Source organism: Alicyclobacillus contaminans DSM 17975, assembly GCF_000429525.1.
Classification (GTDB): domain Bacteria; phylum Bacillota; class Bacilli; order Alicyclobacillales; family Alicyclobacillaceae; genus Alicyclobacillus_A; species Alicyclobacillus_A contaminans.
In genome coordinates this window covers 1-17736 of record NZ_AUCA01000013.1, presented here as the reverse complement: position 1 = coordinate 17736, position 17736 = coordinate 1, and the positions used below count along the sequence as shown (strand labels likewise).

At 57.5% G+C, this 17736-nt stretch carries 17 protein-coding genes and 1 rRNA gene; 1 reads left to right on the top strand and 17 read right to left on the bottom strand.

The window, feature by feature from the left end; genetic code table 11:
• Positions 1 to 41: 41 nt before the first annotated feature.
• The 16 genes from sigH to G463_RS0106920 form a co-directional block, all read right to left on the bottom strand.
• On the bottom strand, positions 42 to 668 hold the full coding sequence (sigH, locus tag G463_RS0106995; protein ID WP_051322046.1) for an RNA polymerase sporulation sigma factor SigH: 627 nt from the start codon (positions 666 to 668) through the stop codon (positions 42 to 44).
• A gap of 90 nt (positions 669 to 758) precedes the next feature.
• Positions 759 to 1307, bottom strand: coding sequence for an NYN domain-containing protein (locus G463_RS0106990; RefSeq protein ID WP_035486159.1), 549 nt, complete (start codon positions 1305 to 1307; stop codon positions 759 to 761).
• Complete coding sequence (rlmB, locus tag G463_RS0106985; protein WP_342663813.1) at positions 1282 to 2181, bottom strand: 23S rRNA (guanosine(2251)-2'-O)-methyltransferase RlmB; 900 nt, start codon at positions 2179 to 2181, stop codon at positions 1282 to 1284. The genes G463_RS0106990 and rlmB overlap by 26 nt, the downstream gene beginning before the upstream one ends.
• Positions 2182 to 2186: 5 nt before the next feature.
• Positions 2187 to 2582, bottom strand: coding sequence for a Mini-ribonuclease 3 (locus tag G463_RS0106980; protein ID WP_026974588.1), 396 nt, complete (start codon positions 2580 to 2582; stop codon positions 2187 to 2189).
• On the bottom strand, positions 2579 to 3997 hold the full coding sequence (gene cysS, locus G463_RS0106975; protein WP_026974587.1) for a cysteine--tRNA ligase: 1419 nt from the start codon (positions 3995 to 3997) through the stop codon (positions 2579 to 2581). The genes G463_RS0106980 and cysS overlap by 4 nt, the downstream gene beginning before the upstream one ends.
• A 455-nt stretch (positions 3998 to 4452) precedes the next feature.
• Complete coding sequence (gene gltX / locus G463_RS0106970) at positions 4453 to 5907, bottom strand: glutamate--tRNA ligase (protein WP_026974586.1); 1455 nt, start codon at positions 5905 to 5907, stop codon at positions 4453 to 4455.
• The gene (gene ispF / locus G463_RS0106965) at positions 5904 to 6398 is read right to left on the bottom strand and encodes a 2-C-methyl-D-erythritol 2,4-cyclodiphosphate synthase (RefSeq protein WP_026974585.1); all 495 of its coding nucleotides are present in this window, start codon (positions 6396 to 6398) and stop codon (positions 5904 to 5906) included. The genes gltX and ispF overlap by 4 nt, the downstream gene beginning before the upstream one ends.
• Positions 6399 to 7091 carry an IspD/TarI family cytidylyltransferase gene (locus G463_RS0106960; protein WP_026974584.1) on the bottom strand — a complete coding sequence of 231 codons (693 nt, stop codon included), beginning with the start codon at positions 7089 to 7091 and terminating at the stop codon, positions 6399 to 6401.
• A 104-nt stretch (positions 7092 to 7195) separates the two neighbouring features.
• Positions 7196 to 8272 (bottom strand): PIN/TRAM domain-containing protein, encoded by a 1077-nt coding sequence (locus tag G463_RS0106955; protein WP_026974583.1) that lies wholly within the window; start codon positions 8270 to 8272, stop codon positions 7196 to 7198.
• A 256-nt stretch (positions 8273 to 8528) separates the two neighbouring features.
• A complete protein-coding gene (gene pssA, locus G463_RS0106950) occupies positions 8529 to 9254 on the bottom strand; it encodes a CDP-diacylglycerol--serine O-phosphatidyltransferase (protein WP_026974582.1) in 726 nt (241 codons plus the stop codon).
• Positions 9255 to 9329: 75 nt separating this feature from the next.
• Positions 9330 to 10409 carry a DNA integrity scanning diadenylate cyclase DisA gene (gene disA, locus G463_RS0106945; RefSeq protein ID WP_026974581.1) on the bottom strand — a complete coding sequence of 360 codons (1080 nt, stop codon included), beginning with the start codon at positions 10407 to 10409 and terminating at the stop codon, positions 9330 to 9332.
• Positions 10410 to 10419: 10 nt separating this feature from the next.
• A complete protein-coding gene (radA, locus tag G463_RS0106940) occupies positions 10420 to 11781 on the bottom strand; it encodes a DNA repair protein RadA (protein ID WP_026974580.1) in 1362 nt (453 codons plus the stop codon).
• A gap of 136 nt (positions 11782 to 11917) precedes the next feature.
• Entirely contained in the window at positions 11918 to 14344 is a 2427-nt protein-coding gene (locus G463_RS0106935) for an ATP-dependent Clp protease ATP-binding subunit (protein ID WP_026974579.1), read from the bottom strand.
• Positions 14345 to 14346: 2 nt separating this feature from the next.
• On the bottom strand, positions 14347 to 15420 hold the full coding sequence (mcsB, locus tag G463_RS0106930) for a protein arginine kinase (protein WP_026974578.1): 1074 nt from the start codon (positions 15418 to 15420) through the stop codon (positions 14347 to 14349).
• Positions 15421 to 15463: 43 nt separating this feature from the next.
• Entirely contained in the window at positions 15464 to 15976 is a 513-nt protein-coding gene (locus G463_RS0106925) for a UvrB/UvrC motif-containing protein (RefSeq protein ID WP_026974577.1), read from the bottom strand.
• Positions 15977 to 15997: 21 nt separating this feature from the next.
• Complete coding sequence (locus tag G463_RS0106920) at positions 15998 to 16471, bottom strand: CtsR family transcriptional regulator (protein WP_026974576.1); 474 nt, start codon at positions 16469 to 16471, stop codon at positions 15998 to 16000.
• Between the two features lie 272 nt (positions 16472 to 16743).
• Between G463_RS0106920 and G463_RS0106915 the strand changes: the two genes are divergently transcribed.
• Positions 16744 to 17331 (top strand): TetR/AcrR family transcriptional regulator, encoded by a 588-nt coding sequence (locus tag G463_RS0106915; protein ID WP_026974575.1) that lies wholly within the window; start codon positions 16744 to 16746, stop codon positions 17329 to 17331.
• Between the two features lie 142 nt (positions 17332 to 17473).
• Here the strand turns inward: G463_RS0106915 and rrf are convergent.
• Positions 17474 to 17590: ribosomal RNA gene (gene rrf, locus G463_RS0106910) — 5S ribosomal RNA — on the bottom strand.
• Between the last annotated feature and the right edge of the window lie 146 nt (positions 17591 to 17736).

Sequence of the window (17736 nt, the reverse complement as noted above, 5' to 3'; positions counted from 1 at the left end):
AAGTAGCACAGCGACCCGCGCCGTGTCAAGAAGTGTTCAGTTCACCTTCGACCAGCCAAATATTTCTCCAATTTTCGCTTCACGCGCTGCAACGCGTTGTCAATCGACTTCACATGCCGATCCAAGTCCACCGCGATTTCTTGATAGGAACGCCCATCCAAGTACAGCATCAAGACCTTGCGCTCCAAGTCGCTTAATAATTCGGACATTTTGACCTCGATGTCATCAAACTCTTCTTGGTGAATGATGAGTTCCTCCGGATCTGTCACGCGCGCTGCGCAAATGATGTCCAGCAGTGTCCGATCCGAATCTTCGTCGTAGATGGGCTTGTCCAGTGACACGTAGGAGTTGAGCGGAATGTGTTTTTGCCGCGTCGCCGTCTTGATGGCGGTGATGATTTGACGCGTGATGCACAATTCAGCAAACGCCTTAAACGACGTCAACTTATCCTCTCGAAAATCACGGATGGACTTGTAGAGTCCAATCATGCCTTCCTGAACGATATCTTCGCGGTCGGCACCTATCAGGAAATAGGCTCTCGCCTTCGCACGAACAAAATTTCGGTACTTGTGAATGAGGTACTCCAGCGCCTCGTTATCTCCATTCCGAACAGCTTCAACGAGATCTTCGTCGGTGCGATCCTCAAGGGCAGGAACATGTTTCAACATTTCTGTCTGAGTTGTCACGGAATCACCCCGAATCGGCTGTCGCGATGTGAGCATTATACATTATGTAATCTACGAAGGTCAATCTATCGATTACCCCCGCCGCCATTTTTCGAGAATCTTTGCGATATCCTGTCGGACGCTGTCAGACAATGGATTGCGGAGCGGCTGATGCTGCCCCTCGACCACCCCCCGAATGGACTGTTTCATCGCCCGCAACTGCTGTGCGAACTCCCGCGAAGAAATGCGCAGCGCGCCACCGCCAAACGCGACCTGCTGTTCTGCCAAGTCAGACGTCGCCACCGTGATGTTCCGATACGCATCCCTCAATTCATAGACCAAGCGTTCAATCCGTTCATCCGCCGTTTCCTGATAGGCCGTGAAGATGACGCGAACCCCGCCAATGTCCTCGTCTGATCCGGGCTGCTTGGTTTGATGCGCATCGTACACCACCATGACATCCTGCCCTGAGAATGCCCGGTATTCTTTCAACCACTCCAACAATTCGCCTCTGGCCTCTTCGATGTTCGAGAGAGTGTCCAGCGCGGATTGAAACAAGTGCGGGAGGACATTGTATCCATCCACAATCACACAGGCCAATCCGCGCCTCCGACGCTTATCCGCGCTGCCGGACCACTTCATACAACAACACGCCCGCCGCGACAGACGCGTTCAGGCTCTGCAGCTTGCCGTGCATGGGCAACTTCACCAAGTAGTCGCAGCGCTCTTTCACCAGTCTGCTGAGCCCCTTGCCTTCCGCGCCAATCACCACCGCAATCGCCCCGCGATAGTCCACGTCCGTATACAGAGACTCCCCCGCCACGTCGGCGCCGACCACCCAATATCCGGCACTCTGAAGACGCTCGATGGCCTGCACGAGATTGGACACGCGCGCCACCGGCACGTATTCGACCGCGCCCGCGGCGGCTTTGGCCACCGTTTCCGTCAACGGCACGGCCCGCCGCTTGGGAATCACCACCCCCTGCGCGCCGACCGCTTCCGCGGTGCGGAGGATGGCGCCAAAGTTGTACGGATCGGACACTTCATCCAACAACAGGATGAGGGGCTGCTGTCCCGTATCGCGAGCCACCAGGTCGTCGAGCTCCACGTAGTCTCGCGGCGCCACGAACGCGACCACGCCCTGGTGGTTTTCTCCCGCCACTTTCTGCAGGTGTGCCTTGGGAACCGTTTGGACCACCACGCCAGCGGCACGCGCTTTCCCGAGGATTTCAAGCAAACTTCCGCCTTCCGACGCGTCGGAGACGAGAATTTTGTTGATAGGGCGCCCTGCTTTCAACGCTTCCAACACCGGATGGCGTCCGTGCACCAGATTGGCGCGGGGTGAAGTCGCCTCCGCCGTCCCTCGCCCGTCCATCTGCGCCGGTGCCGTTCGCACCGCACCCAGTCGTTTCCGGTTCGCTCCCGGATCTTCAAGCTTTCGGCCACGCCGGCGGTCTTCCCCCGCGTTTCGACCGGACCTCCCTCCGGCCTTTGCAATTCTGCCTCCACGCGGCATCTGCATCATCCTTCCCGATTGTCGAGATACTTCAGCGCTTGAGCACACACCTCGTCCAAACGCGTTCGATCCGCCTGTCCATACAGATATCCAATCAACGCCTCAAACCCTGTGCTGTGTCGATAATCGAGCACCGCCGCGTTCTTGCGGACAGTTCCCGACTTGGCGTTACGACCTTTGCGCACAATCGCCTGTTCCTCCGAGGTCAGGTCATCCCACAGCGCTGCGGCAGCGGCAGCCTGCGCATCCGCCCGAACGTAGCGCGTGGTCTCCCGGTGCAGTTGTCCAGGGCGCCGCACACCCTTTCCGAGGACATGGTTGCGGGCATACAGTTCCCACACCGCGTCCCCGATGAACGCCAGTTCCAGCGGGGAGAGCACACCAGGCTGCCAGGAGGTCATCGCCTGTACCATCTCGTTCCCTGGGCGGTGTCCTCCAGGACGATGCCCCAAGTCTGAAGCTGCTGGCGAATTTCATCCGCGCGGGCGAAGTCGCGGCGCTTGCGGGCCTCGTTGCGTTCTGTTATCAACCGTTCCACTTCCGCCGTGAGGTCATTCTCGGCTGCAGGGGCCGACAATCCGAGGACATCCAGCAGTTCTCGGATTAAAGCGGCCCAGATGTCCAAGCCCTGCGTGGATACCGCATCCCGCGCCAGATAGGTGTTCGCGCGACGCACGCCCTCAAACAATGCAGAGATGCCGTCCGCGGTGTTGAAATCGTCATCCATCACGGAGATGAACTGCTGCCGAACCTCCTCCACCAGAGCCCGCTGTTCCGCAGCGTCGTCCACCTGCGGAAATCCGCCTGCGGCCTGTTCAAGGACCTGCCGGCGGTACGACAGATTCCGGAGCGCCCTATCTATTCGCTCCATGGCCTGTTCGCTCTGGTCCATGGCCTCCTCCGTGTAGTTCAGGGGATGTCGGTACTGTGCGCTGAGCAGGAAGAACCGAACCGCCCGCGCCGGCCGCTGCGCCAACAAATCCCGAGTCATGATAAAATTCCCTAGCGACTTCGACATTTTTTCTCCGTTGATGTTGAGCGTCCCGTTGTGCATCCAGTACCGCGCGAACCAGGTCCCGGAGTGGGCTTCGCTCTGAGCAATCTCGTTTTCGTGATGCGGGAAAACGAGATCCCGGCCACCGCCGTGTATATCAATCTGTTTCCCCAAATACTTCTGACTCATCACCGAGCACTCGATGTGCCATCCCGGTCGCCCCGGCCCCCAGGGGCTCTCCCAGAACTCTTCGCCCGGTTTGGCCGCTTTCCAGAGGGCGAAATCGGTGGGATCGTCCTTTTCTTCATTCACCTCAATCCGAAATCCCGCGCGCAGATCCTCGGGAGACTGGCCGGACAGCTTGCCGTACTCCGGGAACGACGAGGTATCGAAGTACACGTCTCCATTCCGCACGTATGCATGACCGGAGTCAATCAGATCCTGAATGAATTGAATGATGTCCGGAATGCATTCCGTAACACGGGGATGAACGGTCGCTCGGCGGATGCCGAGCGCATCGGCGTCTTCGAAGTACGTCTGGATGTAATGGTTGGCCACACTGCGCACATCGCTGCCTGTCTCAATCGCCCGCTGGATAATCTTGTCGTCGACGTCCGTGAAATTTTGCACGAACGTGACATCGTAACCGCGGTATTCGAGATACCGTCGGACAGTATCAAACACGACGAACATCCGCGCATTGCCCACGTGAAAATAGTTGTAGACCGTAGGCCCGCAGGCGTAGAACCGAACCTTGCCCGGTTCCAACGTCTGCAGCGGCTCCTTCTTCCCTGTGAGCGTATTGTACAACTGTATGGTCATACGCAACCCTTCCTTCACCTGTCAGTCCCACAAACATGGCCGGATACTGTCTTGTGAAAAAACACCGTCTCTCCAACAGAGACGGTGTTGACCGCGGTTCCACTCTGAATTGCTGCCAAGGGCAGCCGCTCACGTGACCGATAACGGGGCCATTCCGTCGGATTTTACTGCATCCGCCGCGCGGTGGATGGTTCCTTCCGAAGCGGACGGGCGCACGTCGCGAACGCAGGGAAGGACGCTTGCAGCCGGGGTCCTCCGGCGTCCTCTCTCTGTACCCTACGCGTTCCCCGCGATTTCTCCCGCCCAGTGCCTTGCCGTTCATGATATCAAGCGCAGAGGAATCTCCACGCTGGCTCACACGTTATTTTGTGCAAAAGGCGGCCGTTTTGTCAAACCGTACGCCCATCGGATGCAACCCGCTGCTGTGGCCGCTAAGAAATGTATCGCGGAACGTCTCACTCAGCGGCTCGTTGCAAGGCGGCCTGGAGCCGGCGCAGCACCCAGTCCTTCGACAGACAGGCGATGGACAACTGTAAGTCCGGCCCGTGAACTTCTCCGGTCACCGCTGCGCGAACCGGCATGTACAGCTGTCTGCCTTTCACGCCCAGTTCCTGTTGAATCGTTTTGAATCGCGCCCGACTCGCATCCGCGGTCCACTCGCTGTCCGCTTTGGCCAGATCCAAATAGCGGGCCACCACCGCGCTCGCGCCCGGTTCCCGCAGCACCGCTGTGGCCTCGTCGCTCCATGTCACATCCGGAGTAAAGAACCGGCGAGCGAGCGACACAAATTCTTCCGCACAGCTCATCTGTTCCTGATACAACGAGACCACGTGATCCAGCCAATGCTCATCCCTGCCCGCCGGAATGGAGATTCCATGCGCTTGCAATTGGTGCGATACGCTTTCCACCAGGGTCGCCAAGGGCATCCGTTTGATGTACTGTCCAGCCATCCACCGAAGTTTGTCGGCATCAAAGACCGCACCGCTTCGACTGACTCGGTCCAGGTCGAAGCGTTCGGCGATTTCCTCCAGACTCATGATCTCTTCTTCCCCGCCCGGCGACCATCCGAGCAGTGCCAGGAAGTTGACGATGGCCTCAGGCGGATAGCCCTTCTCGCGATACGCGGCGACCGGCATCACGTTCGGATCGCGCTTGCTCAACTTCTTCCGGTCCGTGTTCAGCACCTGCGGAAGGTGTGCGAACTGCGGTTCATCCCAGCCGAGGGCGCGGAAAATCAGCAGCTGGCGCGGGGTGTTGGACAGGTGTTCCTCTCCCCGAATGACGTGCGTGATCCCCATCAGCGCGTCGTCAATCACCACCTGGAAATTGTAGGTCGGGATCCCGTTGGACTTGACGACGACGAAGTCCCCCATGTCGTCTGTGTGGAACTGGACGTCGCCGCGAATTAAGTCATGGAATGCAATCTCCTGGTGGGCGGGTATGGCAAATCGCCAGTTGGGCACTCGCCCCTCCGCGAGTTTGGCTGCCCGTTCTGCCTCCGAGAGGTGTCGGCACTTGCCACTGTAGCGCGGCATGCGCCCCTCCCGCTGCGCCTGTTCGCGTTCCGCCTCCAACTCCTCAGGCGTGCAGAAACAGGGGTAGATGCGGCCCTCAGCGCGCAGCTTGTCCGCATACTGTTGGTAAATCTCCAGACGTTCCGTACAACGATAGGGACCGTGTTCTCCGCCCACATCAGGACCTTCGTCCCAGGTGAATCCGAGCCAGCGGAATCCCTCCAGAATTTCCTCTTCCGCACCGGGCATATTCCGCTCCAAATCGGTGTCCTCGAACCGCAGGATGAACTGCCCATGGTGGTGCTTCGCGTACAGATAGTTGAACAGCGCGGTGCGAATACCGCCAATATGTAAGTGTCCCGTCGGACTCGGGGCAAACCGAACCCGTACTGTCATTGATGCACATCCTTCCCGCTTGGCGTCAGCAGCACCACGGCCTGCGCGGCAATGCCCTCCCGTCGGCCGACAAACCCCATTTTTTCCATGGTCGTTGCTTTGACACTGACGGCGTCCATGGTGCATCCAACCAACTCAGCGATGCACGCGCGCATCGCCGTGGTGTGCGGCGCAATCTTCGGCTGTTCCGCCATGATCATAACGTCAATATTCCCCACCTGATAGCCCCGACTGCGAATCATCGCGTACACCTGCTCGCACAGCAGCTTGCTGTCGGCGTTTCGATAGCGCTCATCGGTGTTTGGAAAGTGTTGCCCGATGTCCCCCAATGCCAGGGCGCCAAGCAACGCGTCCATGACCGCATGCAGCACCACGTCCGCATCCGAATGCCCGGCCAATCCGTGTGTGAATGGAATTTCCACACCGCCGAGAACCAATCTGCGGTCGGGCGCGAACGCATGGACATCAAACCCCAGTCCCACTCTGTCCATTTACACACCTCCCCACCGCTGCGCAGCCAGCCACTGCGCATACGCCCAGTCCGCGGGCGTGGTGATCTTTCGATTTTCCTGGGTTGCCGGAACGACGTGAATCTCGTGCGACGCATTTTCAAACAGCGACGCGTCATCGGTCAGCGCGGCGGAAGGCTCCGTCGAAAAATACCGGCTCCGCATCCACTCCAACGCGAACACCTGCGGCGTTTGCGCAAGCCACACCTGTTCCCTCGGAATGCTGTGAACCACTCGGCCGTCGCGAACCGATTTCACCGTGTCGGGTGACGGCACGGCCAGAATGGCCCCACCACATGATCTCGCGGCGGCAATCACCGCGCGCACGTCGTCGGGGTGAACAAACGGACGAGCCGCATCGTGCACGGCCACGAAGTCGCAGCGCGCACCTTCGTCATCTTGCAGCAATGCGGCGAGGGCGTTGCGCACCGACTCAAACCGACTGTTGCCACCGGCTGTGACGGTAAGCCACGCCGCATCCGCCGACGATGAGATCTCCTGGCACAAACGCTCCACATCCGCTTCCGGTACGGCCAGCCAAATACGCGCCACGCCGCCGGCACGCAACGCCTCAGCGGATCTGCGCCACACGGCTTTGCCGGCCAGTTGCGCGAACTGCTTCTGAAAACCGATGCGGGTCCCTTGCCCGCCCGCAACCACAATGCCATGCACCACGTGACTTCACCCGTTCTACATCACACCACGCCCAGCCTTCAATTGCAAGCAGGTTGTAAAAAGGGGACCGGTGCACTCCACCGGTCCCGTTCCATTCCTCTTGGTCACAGTGCTTTCTCCAGCAGCTTGGGCTTCGCAAAAATCATCCGCCCGGCGGACGTTTGCAGCACACTGGTCACCAGCACATCCACCCGACCGCCGATATAATCCCGTCCCCCTTCGATGACAATCATGGTGCCATCATCCAGGTACGCCACGCCTTGGTTTTGTTCCTTTCCGTCCTTGATGACCTGGACGTTCAGTTCCTCTCCTGGGAGAACCACTGGTTTTAAGGCGTTCGCCAAATCGTTGATGTTGAGCACGGAGACCCCCTGCAGCTCGCACACTTTATTCAGGTTGAAGTCGTTGGTCACCACTTTCCCGTGGATCTGTTTGGCCAGGCGCACCAACTTCGAATCGACTTCCTGAATGTCATCGAAGTCAATCTCGTAGACCTGCACCTTGACTTTCGATTCCTTCTGGATGCGATTCAGGACGTCCAGCCCGCGGCGTCCTCGATTCCGCTTGAGAACATCCGATGAGTCAGCGATATGCTGCAGTTCTTCGAGGACGAACGACGGAATCACCAGTGTGCCGTCAAGAAAGCCGGTCTGCACCAGGTCCGCAATTCTCCCATCAATGATCACACTGGTATCCAGCAGTTTGGCCTCACCGGCCCGGAATCCTTTCTTGTCCTTGTCCTTCTCCTTGGACGACAGTTTCCCCGAGAACAGGGCCAGTAAATCCCCACGCTTGGTGAATCCAATCCGCAAACCCAGGTATGCCAAAAGAATACTGACGAAAAACTGAATGGGCAGCCCCACCACGGGGATGACCCGAATCGCCGGCGCAAACAGATAGGCGACCAAAAGGCCGATGACCATTCCGATGGTCCCCGACAGAATGTCCGCCACCGGCGTCTTCAACAGTTTCTCTTCCACCCATTTGATGAGCGTGGTGGTGTAGTTGACCAACCAAAAGGTACATAAAACGAACACACTGCCCCCGAGGAGGGCGCCAAACCATCGGTAACTGAACGGTGGATAATCCAGGTGAAGAAGGCGGAATAAGTCCGGGCAGAACTCATAGCCAAGAACCACCCCAATGACCGCAAAAAATAGCTGAACCATTTTTCGTACCATAATGACACCGTCACCTCCTGGTACTAGTATGGGCAATCACCAACACAACCAAACTTCAACCCTCATTGCCTCCGCTGAACACGCAGCCCGTGAGCGCAAATCAGGACGAACCCAATTCTCGTAGAAACCATAACGCGCCCGATAAAGTCTAACAATTTCTGGTGTAGTGCCCCTAGTGTAACATCCGCCCGAGAAACCGTCAAAAGGTCTCAGAAAGTATGAAAGCCGCCTATCGGCGGCTACATCACAGATACGCTTACTTCATGCTTGTCTTATAGATCTGCGCATCTGCTTCATCGTCGGCCAACTTGCCTTTCTTGAACATGCGCCGGATACCGTACAGCGCGTAGACGGCGAGGGGAATGAAAATCAATCGATTGACCGCCGAGTGGTGATAGCGGAAGACCACAAACACCAAGATCGCGAGCAGTGGAACCACCACCACCGCCGACTTTGGAAAGGCGACCTTCTTAAAGTTCGGATACCGAACTTGGCTCACCATCAGTAAGGCCAGCACCAGCATGGCCAGTGGCAGGATGATGTCTGCCTGATTCAGCAAACCATGGTACAGCGCCATGGTCGCGAGGATACCCCCCGCAGCCGTGATGGGTAGTCCGACGAAATAATTCGTGGATTTGGTCTGCAGGTTGAAGCGAGCCAACCGGAGCGCCCCGCAGACGGGAAACATCACGGTCAAAAAGAGCCCCATCCATCCCTCGTAGTGCAGCGAGGTGTTGTACATGATGAATGCCGGCGCCACACCGAACGTGACGATATCGGACAGCGAATCCAGCTCTTTGCCGAACAGGCTTTCCGCGTGCAACCAGCGGGCCACCCGGCCGTCCATACCATCCAGCACCATGCCAATCACAACCAACAGCGCAGCGTTTGCGGTGAAACCCTGGTACGATAAGATCAAGGCAATGAGTCCAAGAACCAGGTTCGCCACAGTCAACAGACTCGGGACGGCTTTCGTTATCATGAGAAAATCCCCCTTGAGATGCAACGCAAACCATGCTCTGTGCGCCGAACTCTTCTTGTCACTCCACTCCTCGTGCTAGATATGCCTGTCTACAAACACCTGTTCCTGAATTCGTTTCAATCCGTCGCGAATCGCCCGGGCGCGCACCGCACCGATACCTTCCACCGCGTCCAATTCCTCAATGGTCGCGGACAACACGTTGGACAGCGTTTCAAAGTGCTCGACCAAATTCTCAATGACCGGTTGCGGCAGGCGCGCAATCTTGTTCAAGATCCGATACCCCCGCGACGCCACCGGCTCGTCGCCAATGTTGGTGGTGTTGGGATACCCCAAAATTCTCGCCAACGTCGCACCGTCCAACAGCTCCTCTGACGAGAGCTCGTGAATCGCGGAGAGCACTTGGTGCGGCGTCTGATCCGCATCCAACCTGGCGTAGTCTTTGACCAACAGGTACGCCTCTTCGTCCACACGGGCCACCAACTCATCCAACTGCATGCTGATGAGCCGACCTTCGCTGCCTAATTCGGTAATATATCGCCGAATCTCCGATTTAATGCGAAGCACCATTTCAAAACGTTGAAGAACCAGGGTGACCTCCTGAAGCGTCACCAATTCCTCAAACTCCAGGGCACTCAGATTGGTCAGACCCTGATCCAAAACGGCTTTGTATTTTTCCAGGGTTTGAATCGCCTGATTTGCCTTGGTTAGAATCACACCGATATCCTTCAAGCTGTACTTGAAGTTGCCTTGGTACAGCGTGATGACATTGCGTCGCTGTGAAATACAGATGACCAGCTGTCCGGTCTGCTTGGCCACACGCTCCGCAGTGCGATGGCGCGTTCCCGTTTCCGACGTCGAAATGGTGTGATCTGGATTCAAGTTCGTGTTGGCGTACAACACTTTTTTGAGATCTTCGCTGATGACGATGGCGCCATCCATCTTGGCCAATTCGTAGAGGTGGGATGGCGTCAAATCACACTGAATCGTAAACCCTCCGTCCACGATGCTGAGCACCGCGTCCGTGGCGCCCACAACAATCAACCCGCCGGTCTTGGCACGCAAGATGTTTTCGATGCCCTCGCGAAGCACCGTGCCCGGCGCCACCATTCTCAGAATTTTGTTAATGGTCGTTTCCCGCTTCGTGTCGTCCCTCATGCGCACACCCCTACATGACCATTCCCATAGCCTCCGCCACTGATTGCACCCCGACAACGTCGATGTTCCCCGGCCGTCGCCGCCCGCGCAGACTGTACGCAGGCACAATGCAGCGGCTGAACCCCAGTTTTTCCGCTTCCTTTAATCGCTGTTCCAACTTGGACACCGACCGAACCTCGCCTGTCAATCCAACTTCCCCAATGTACACATCTCCGGCAGGCAGAGGCACATCCCGCAGGCTGGACGCGATGGCCATCGCCACCCCCAAATCCAACGCCGGCTCGTCGATACGCACACCTCCGGCCAGGTTGACATACGCATCCAACGCCTGCAAACGCAGCCCCAGCCGCTTTTCGAGCACTGCCATGATCAAACTGACACGATTTGGGTCAGCGCCGGTCGCCATCCGCCGCGGCGTGGCGAACGTGGTCGGCGCCACGAGCGCTTGCACTTCCAACAGCAATGGCCGAGATCCTTCCATCGCCGCCACGACAGCAGATCCCGGCAACATGTCCGCACGCTCTGACAGAAACATCTCCGACGGATTGGAGACTTCTCGGAGACCGTCTTCAACCATGTCAAAAATCGCCAGCTCATGCGTTGAACCAAATCGATTCTTGACAGCGCGCAGCACTCGATACGTATGGTGCCGCTCCCCCTCAAAGTATAGCACCGCGTCAACCATGTGTTCCAGCATTCGCGGGCCCGCCAGATTGCCCTCCTTTGTAACGTGCCCCACGATGAACGTGGCAATGTTCAGCGACTTGGCGGTCCTGAGCAGCAGGCCGGTGCATTCCTTGACCTGCGACACACTTCCAGGCGCCGACGTCATGGCGGGTCGATACACGGTCTGAATGGAGTCCACAATCAGAAATTCCGGTTTCATCTGTTCCACCGTAAACATCGCCGCATCCAAGTCCGTTTCCGCCAACACGTAGATATTGTCATGCATCGTTTGCAGGCGCTCCGCGCGCAATTTCAACTGCGTTGCGGACTCTTCCCCCGAAACGTACAACACTTTCTTGCCTGCTGCCGCCAGATGATGTGACAGCTGCAACAGCAACGTGGATTTCCCGATACCGGGATCCCCGCCAATTAACACCAGCGACCCGGCGACCACGCCGCCTCCGAGCACCCGGTCGGTCTCCGCCATCCCTGTCGTGAACCTTCGCTCCTGCTGAGACGGAATATCCCCTATCGGCAGCGGGTGCACACGCACCGCCTGGTTCTCCGCCGCATGGGCTCGAGCGCGGGGAGCCGCCACTTCTTCGACGAACGTGTTCCACTGGCCGCACCCTGGGCAGCGACCGTTCCACTTAACGGACTCGTAACCGCACTCTTGGCAGACAAACTTCGTGGACAACTTGGCCAACCTGATTCCCCACCTGTCCGTGCTTGGTTGTATGCACCATCATACCGAATCTTCGCCCGAATGGACATCGTCAGGTGTTAAAAATCCGCAGTGGAAACGAAGTCCACTGCGGATTTCAACGGACACCGAGAGACGGTCAGGTGGCCTGCACGGCTGCCGGCTGAATCACCAAGCCCGTATCGTCTGCGTCGATGGTCACCCGGTCGCCGCGCTTCACCTTCCCCGCCAACAGCGCCTCGGACAACTTGTCTTCGATGTGGCGCTGAATGGCGCGCTTCAGCGGCCGCGCACCGTATTGCGGGTCAAAACCTTCTTTGGCCAGGAACGCCTTGGCCTTGTCGGTCAATTGGAAGCGAATATCCTGTTCCTCCAGACGCTTTTGCAATTCGCGCACCAGCAGATCGACAATCTCTCCAATTTCCGACTCGTTCAACGGATGGAACACAATGATTTCGTCAATCCGGTTGAGAAACTCGGGCCGGAATGACTTTTTCAGTTCGTCCATCACCTTCGTTTTCATGTCGTCGTACTGGTTGGCGGTGTCTGGCCTGAAGCCGAGACTGCTGCCTTTGCGAATCATTTCCGCACCGACGTTGGACGTCATGATGATCACCGTATTCCGGAAGTCCACGGTACGGCCTTTCCCGTCGGTCAACCGCCCGTCATCCAACACTTGCAGGAGAATGTTGAACACCTCGGGATGCGCCTTTTCCACCTCGTCCAGCAACACAACGGAGTACGGCTTACGGCGAACTTTCTCCGTGAGTTGTCCGCCTTCCTCATAGCCCACGTAACCAGGAGGCGCCCCGACCAAGCGGGAGGTCGTATGACGCTCCATGTATTCCGACATGTCAATCCGGATCATGGCGTCCTCATCCCCGAACATGGCAGCCGCTAGGGCACGCGCCAACTCGGTCTTGCCAACGCCCGTGGGCCCGAGGAATATGAATGATCCGATGGGGCGCTTCGGATCCTTCAGCCCGGCCCGCGCCCGACGGATGGCCCGGGACACCGCCTGCACCGCTTCCTGCTGGCCAATCACCCGGTCGTGAAGAATCTTTTCCATATTGAGCAGCCGCTCCGATTCTTCCTCGGCCAATTGCTTGACGGGAATGCCCGTCCACGCGGCCACGATGTGGGCGATATCTTCCGCCGTGACCTTGATGTCGTTGTCGTCCTGCATTCGTTTCCACTCGTTCTTGCGGGACTCCAGTTCCTGTTTCAACTTCTGCTCCTGGTCCCGCATCGCCGCCGCCTTCTCAAACTCCTGGCTCTGCACCGCCGCGTCTTTCTCGTTGCGGACCTTTTCCAACTGCGCTTCCAGTTCCTTTAGATTCGGCGGTGCCGTATGGCTCTGCAGACGGACGCGCGAGGCCGCTTCGTCAATCAGATCTATCGCTTTATCCGGCAAGAACCGATCCGTGATGTACCTGTCGGACAAGCGCACCGCCGACTCCAGCGCTTCATCCGTGATTTTCACGCGATGATGCGCTTCGTACCGGTCCCTCAGACCTTTTAGAATCAACACCGCTTCTTCCGGTGACGGCTGATCCACCGTGATGGGTTGGAAACGACGTTCGAGCGCTGCGTCTTTCTCAATGTGTTTCCTGTATTCGTCCAGCGTCGTCGCGCCGATACACTGCAGTTCGCCGCGGGCCAACGCGGGCTTCAGAATGTTGGACGCATCGATGGCCCCCTCGGCGCCTCCAGCGCCAATCAGTGTGTGCAGTTCATCGATAAACAGAATCACATTGCCGGCGTGACGGATCTCTTCCGTGATTTTCTTCAGCCGATCTTCAAATTCACCGCGGTACTTGGTGCCGGCCACCACTGTTCCCATGTCCAGCACCATAACCCGTTTGTTGCGCAGGGTTTCCGGAATGTCTCCTGCCACAATGCGCTGGGCCAAACCTTCGGCAATCGCCGTTTTCCCAACCCCCGGTTCGCCAATCAGCACAGGGTTGTTTTTGGTGCGTCGGGACAGAACCTGGATGACGCGTTCAATCTCAGTGCTGCGGCCAATCACCGGATCGAGCTTGCCGTCCCGCGCCATTTGAGTCAAGTCTCGGGCGAGCGAATCCAACGTGGGCGTTCCCGCCGCCGAGTCCTTGTCTCCACCCGCATCCACATGCTCGCCACCGAGCAACTGCAGAACCTGTTGACGCGCCTTGTTGAGGCTGATGTTCAGGTTGGCCAGCACCCGTGCCGCCACACCCTCGCCTTCACGAATTAGCCCCAACAAAATGTGCTCGGTGCCGACGTAAGTGTGATTGAGCTTGCGCGCTTCGTCGATGGATAGCTCAATCACCTTTTTGGCGCGGGGGGTGTACGTCATGGCGCTGGTTTGACTCTGACCGGGACCGATGATTTTTTCCACTTCCTGCTGAACCTTCTCGGCGCTGACACCCAACGAAGACAGTGCCTTGGCCGCAATGCCATCACCTTCGCGGACCAGACCGAGCAGGATATGCTCGGTGCCAACGCCGGGGTGGTGCAGTCGAGACGCCTCCTCTTGAGCCAATGCGAGCACCTTTTGCGCACGTTCCGTGAAGCGGGTGTACATAGTCAACGCACCTCCGTATCTAATCGCAAGCGTTCGCGAATCAAAGTGGCGCGACGGATATCTCGTTCACTAGGTCCCAATTCTTGTCCATAGTATTTCTGCAAGAACGCCGGTTGCGTCATGACTGTGAGTTCCTGCAGGATTCCAGCGGAGACGCCCTTGATGATCCCGAGATCAATCCCCAGGCGAACATCGGACAGGCGCTGCAGCGATTCCTTGGAATCCATCCGACGCGCGTAGGCGAGAATACCGAAGGATCTGCACACCCTGTCCTCCAACACCTCGCGGTTTTGCTGCAGGAGCGCCCGTCGCGCCGCGCGCTCATGATCAATCAATTGCTGCACCACGCTCGACAGGTTGTTGATGATCTCTTCTTCAGATTCGCCCAAAGTGACCTGGTTTGAAACCTGAAAGATATTGCCGGCCGCCTCACTCCCCTCGCCGTACAGGCCGCGCACGGTCAGCCCGACCTGAGAGACGGCGGACAGCATGCGATTCACCTGTCCTGACAGAACCAATCCGGGCAGATGCATCATCACGGATGCTCGAATGCCCGTTCCGACGTTGGTCGGGCAGGCCGTCAGGTAGCCCAGCGTATCATCGAAGGCGTAGGGAAGTTGCCCCTCCAGGGCATCGTCCATAGCATTCGCGAGTTGCCAAGCCTCCGTCAGGCGAAAACCGGGCATGATCACCTGTATGCGAAGATGGTCCTCTTCATTGATCATAATGCTCATCACTTCGTCGTTCCGCAAAACGACCGCACCGTGACGAACCTGATCTGCCAAGTCCTTGCTGATGAGGTGTTTTTCTACTAATACGTGCCGATCCAACTGGGACATCTCACGGCAGCGCGCAAATTCAAACGTACCTAGTTTTTGCACATCAGGGTGTGCCATGGCGTTCTGGACATCGGAGATGACCTGCTCCGCATGCACGTCCGTCTGAAGGATGGGAAACGGCAGGTCCTGCAGATTCCGCGCAATCCGTATGCGGCTGGACAGGATGATGTCGTCCTGCGGCCCGCCTCCTTTCATCCAGCGGCTCATGGCTTGCTGCATGAAATCGCTGAGCGACATCGTTCTTCGCCTCACTTTCCAGGGCAGTACAACCATTCCACACTCAGTGGCCGGACGCCTGCTCCAGTTGACGAATTTGATCCCGTAAGTGTGCGGCCTCCTCGTACCGTTCCGCAGCAATGGCTTGATTGAGTTGCTTTCGCAGCTGCTCCAACCGCCGTCGCCGCTGCACGGCTTCGCCCGCACGATTCGGAACTTTCCCCGTATGCGTCGTGCTGCTCTGAATCCGCCGCAACAACGCGTTCAGTCTGGGCGCAAAGCTCTTGTAACAGTGCGGGCAGCCAAATCGCCCCACATCCGTGAACTGCTGATACGTCATACCGCAGACATCGCAACGCAACGGAGCCTGAACCTGAGAGGGGATTCCAGGTGATGAATCGGTGTTCAAAAGCCCACTGAGAAGGTGGTTGAAGTCGAACGCCTTCATCGCTTTTGCAATCCAATCTCCCTGCTCCATTGCGCAAACTTCGCACAGGTGGTACTCGGTTTCTTCTCCCGAGACAACCTTTTTCAAATGAACGGTCGCCTGTCGCTCATGACATCTCTGACAGAGCATTTCGGCTCCCTCCTTGTCACCTCAAGTCTCCTTGCGCGCCCCGGCTAAAGCCACAAGCATCTGCGTCACGAGACGGGCGCGCAACTCGTCGCGAAGCGGTAGATCGACGGGAAGCGCTTCTCTGCTCACCGCGCTCTTCAACATGGCCATTTCCCGGTCTGTGATGACATCCTCGCGGCGCAACCGATCAATCATGCCCTCGGCTTCACGCTGACTGACCGCGTTGCCAACCGATTGCGCCACGCGCAGCAAGGGCTCGTTTTGGTCGAGCCGGATCTGCCGAATCCGGATGTACCCGCCGCCGCCGCGTTTAGACTCCACCATATAGCCGTGATCAACCGAAAAACGTGTGCTGATGACGTAATTGATTTGGGAAGGCACACATTGAAACAACTCGGCGAGTTCACTCCGTTGCAGTTCCACAACGCCGGTCTGGCTCTGCTGCAAGATCTGCTTCAGATATCTCTCGATAAAATCTGAGATGTTGTTACCCATGAACTCCTCCTCCGTTACTCCAAACGATGCCGTCCCTCTCGGGCAATAAGCTCCTTGACTTTGACTTTTGTTGACCTTGATGTTTGTTGACTATATTACTCCACACGCCGTCAAAATGCAATCGTCCGCTTGTACTATGATGACCAAACCGCGCGGCCCGGATTCTTGCGGTTCACAGGGTTCGTTGACCGAAGGGACGATTCCGTCTACACTTCTTGATTAATAGCACAATGAAAGCCATTTGAACTCGTCAGACAGAAAGGTTGTCCACAATGCCTTCCAATAAACACATGGAAATTGCGTTAGCGGCGGTGAAGCTTTTCGAACAGAAGGGCTACCATGCCACTTCCGTGCAGGATATCGCGGATGCGGTCGGTCTGCAGAAGGGCAGCTTGTACCATTACATTCACTCCAAAGAGGATCTGCTGCTGCAAATCGCGCATCAGGCCATTTCAGAATTCAATCAGCGCCTCGAACGAACCCTTGCAACGAATATGTCGGCGAAGCAAAAGCTGGTTCAAGCGATTGCGAACCATCTGACCGTCTCTGTGTCGAATCTGCAGACGACGACCGTATTGCTGCGAGAAGCGTTTTCTTTGGGTGAAAACCAACATCAGATGATTCAAGATCTCACGGACAAATATGTGGACCTGTGGACCCGCATCCTCGAAGAGGGCAATGCCAATGGAGAGTTTCAAGTCACCCATCCCAAAGTTACGGCACTGGCCATCCTCGGCTCGTGCAATTGGGTCTACCGGTGGTTCAATCCAGACGGACAGCTCTCCGCAGAAGAGGTGGCCGAAGTCTTTTCGTCACTGTTTCTGAACGGCCTGCTCAAGGCAGAGTCTGACCGGCCGTGAAGGCGCAGCAGCGCCATCCGCGCCGATTCGATTCGCCCGTTGTAACCCTCGGCCCAATTTTGGATGAGCGGGCGGAACACTTTGGTCACTTGAACACACAAAGAGCCCAACAGGTGAAGACCTGTTGGGCTCATGTTCCTTCGCCTGGCAGCGTCCTACGTTCCCAGGGGCTCCCGCCCCAAGTATCCTCGGCGCTGGAGGTCTTAACGGTCGTGTTCGGGATGGGTACGCGTGTTTCCCCTCCGCTATCGCCACCAGACCCGGTTCGTGGGTGTCTGCTCACTCCTGCGCTCAAGCGAGCCGTTCGCAGACACCCCGCGAACCTCTATGTGTATCGTGATTGCCTGGGCTTCTGCTTTGCATTCCGCCCTGCGCTCACGCTACATCCTTTCTCCAAGGTACCCT

Coding starts and splice junctions, on each gene's coding strand:
- sigH (WP_051322046.1), bottom strand. CDS start 668: ATGTTGAAACATGTTCCTGCCCTTGAGGATCGCACCGACGAAGATCTC.
- G463_RS0106990 (WP_035486159.1), bottom strand. CDS start 1,307: ATGAAGTGGTCCGGCAGCGCGGATAAGCGTCGGAGGCGCGGATTGGCC.
- rlmB (WP_342663813.1), bottom strand. CDS start 2,181: ATGCCGCGTGGAGGCAGAATTGCAAAGGCCGGAGGGAGGTCCGGTCGA.
- G463_RS0106980 (WP_026974588.1), bottom strand. CDS start 2,582: ATGACCTCCTGGCAGCCTGGTGTGCTCTCCCCGCTGGAACTGGCGTTC.
- cysS (WP_026974587.1), bottom strand. CDS start 3,997: ATGACCATACAGTTGTACAATACGCTCACAGGGAAGAAGGAGCCGCTG.
- gltX (WP_026974586.1), bottom strand. CDS start 5,907: ATGACAGTACGGGTTCGGTTTGCCCCGAGTCCGACGGGACACTTACAT.
- ispF (WP_026974585.1), bottom strand. CDS start 6,398: ATGGACAGAGTGGGACTGGGGTTTGATGTCCATGCGTTCGCGCCCGAC.
- G463_RS0106955 (WP_026974583.1), bottom strand. CDS start 8,272: ATGGTACGAAAAATGGTTCAGCTATTTTTTGCGGTCATTGGGGTGGTT.
- pssA (WP_026974582.1), bottom strand. CDS start 9,254: ATGATAACGAAAGCCGTCCCGAGTCTGTTGACTGTGGCGAACCTGGTT.
- disA (WP_026974581.1), bottom strand. CDS start 10,409: ATGAGGGACGACACGAAGCGGGAAACGACCATTAACAAAATTCTGAGA.
- G463_RS0106935 (WP_026974579.1), bottom strand. CDS start 14,344: ATGTACACCCGCTTCACGGAACGTGCGCAAAAGGTGCTCGCATTGGCT.
- mcsB (WP_026974578.1), bottom strand. CDS start 15,420: ATGTCGCTCAGCGATTTCATGCAGCAAGCCATGAGCCGCTGGATGAAA.
- G463_RS0106925 (WP_026974577.1), bottom strand. CDS start 15,976: ATGCTCTGTCAGAGATGTCATGAGCGACAGGCGACCGTTCATTTGAAA.
- G463_RS0106920 (WP_026974576.1), bottom strand. CDS start 16,471: ATGGGTAACAACATCTCAGATTTTATCGAGAGATATCTGAAGCAGATC.
- G463_RS0106915 (WP_026974575.1), top strand. CDS start 16,744: ATGCCTTCCAATAAACACATGGAAATTGCGTTAGCGGCGGTGAAGCTT.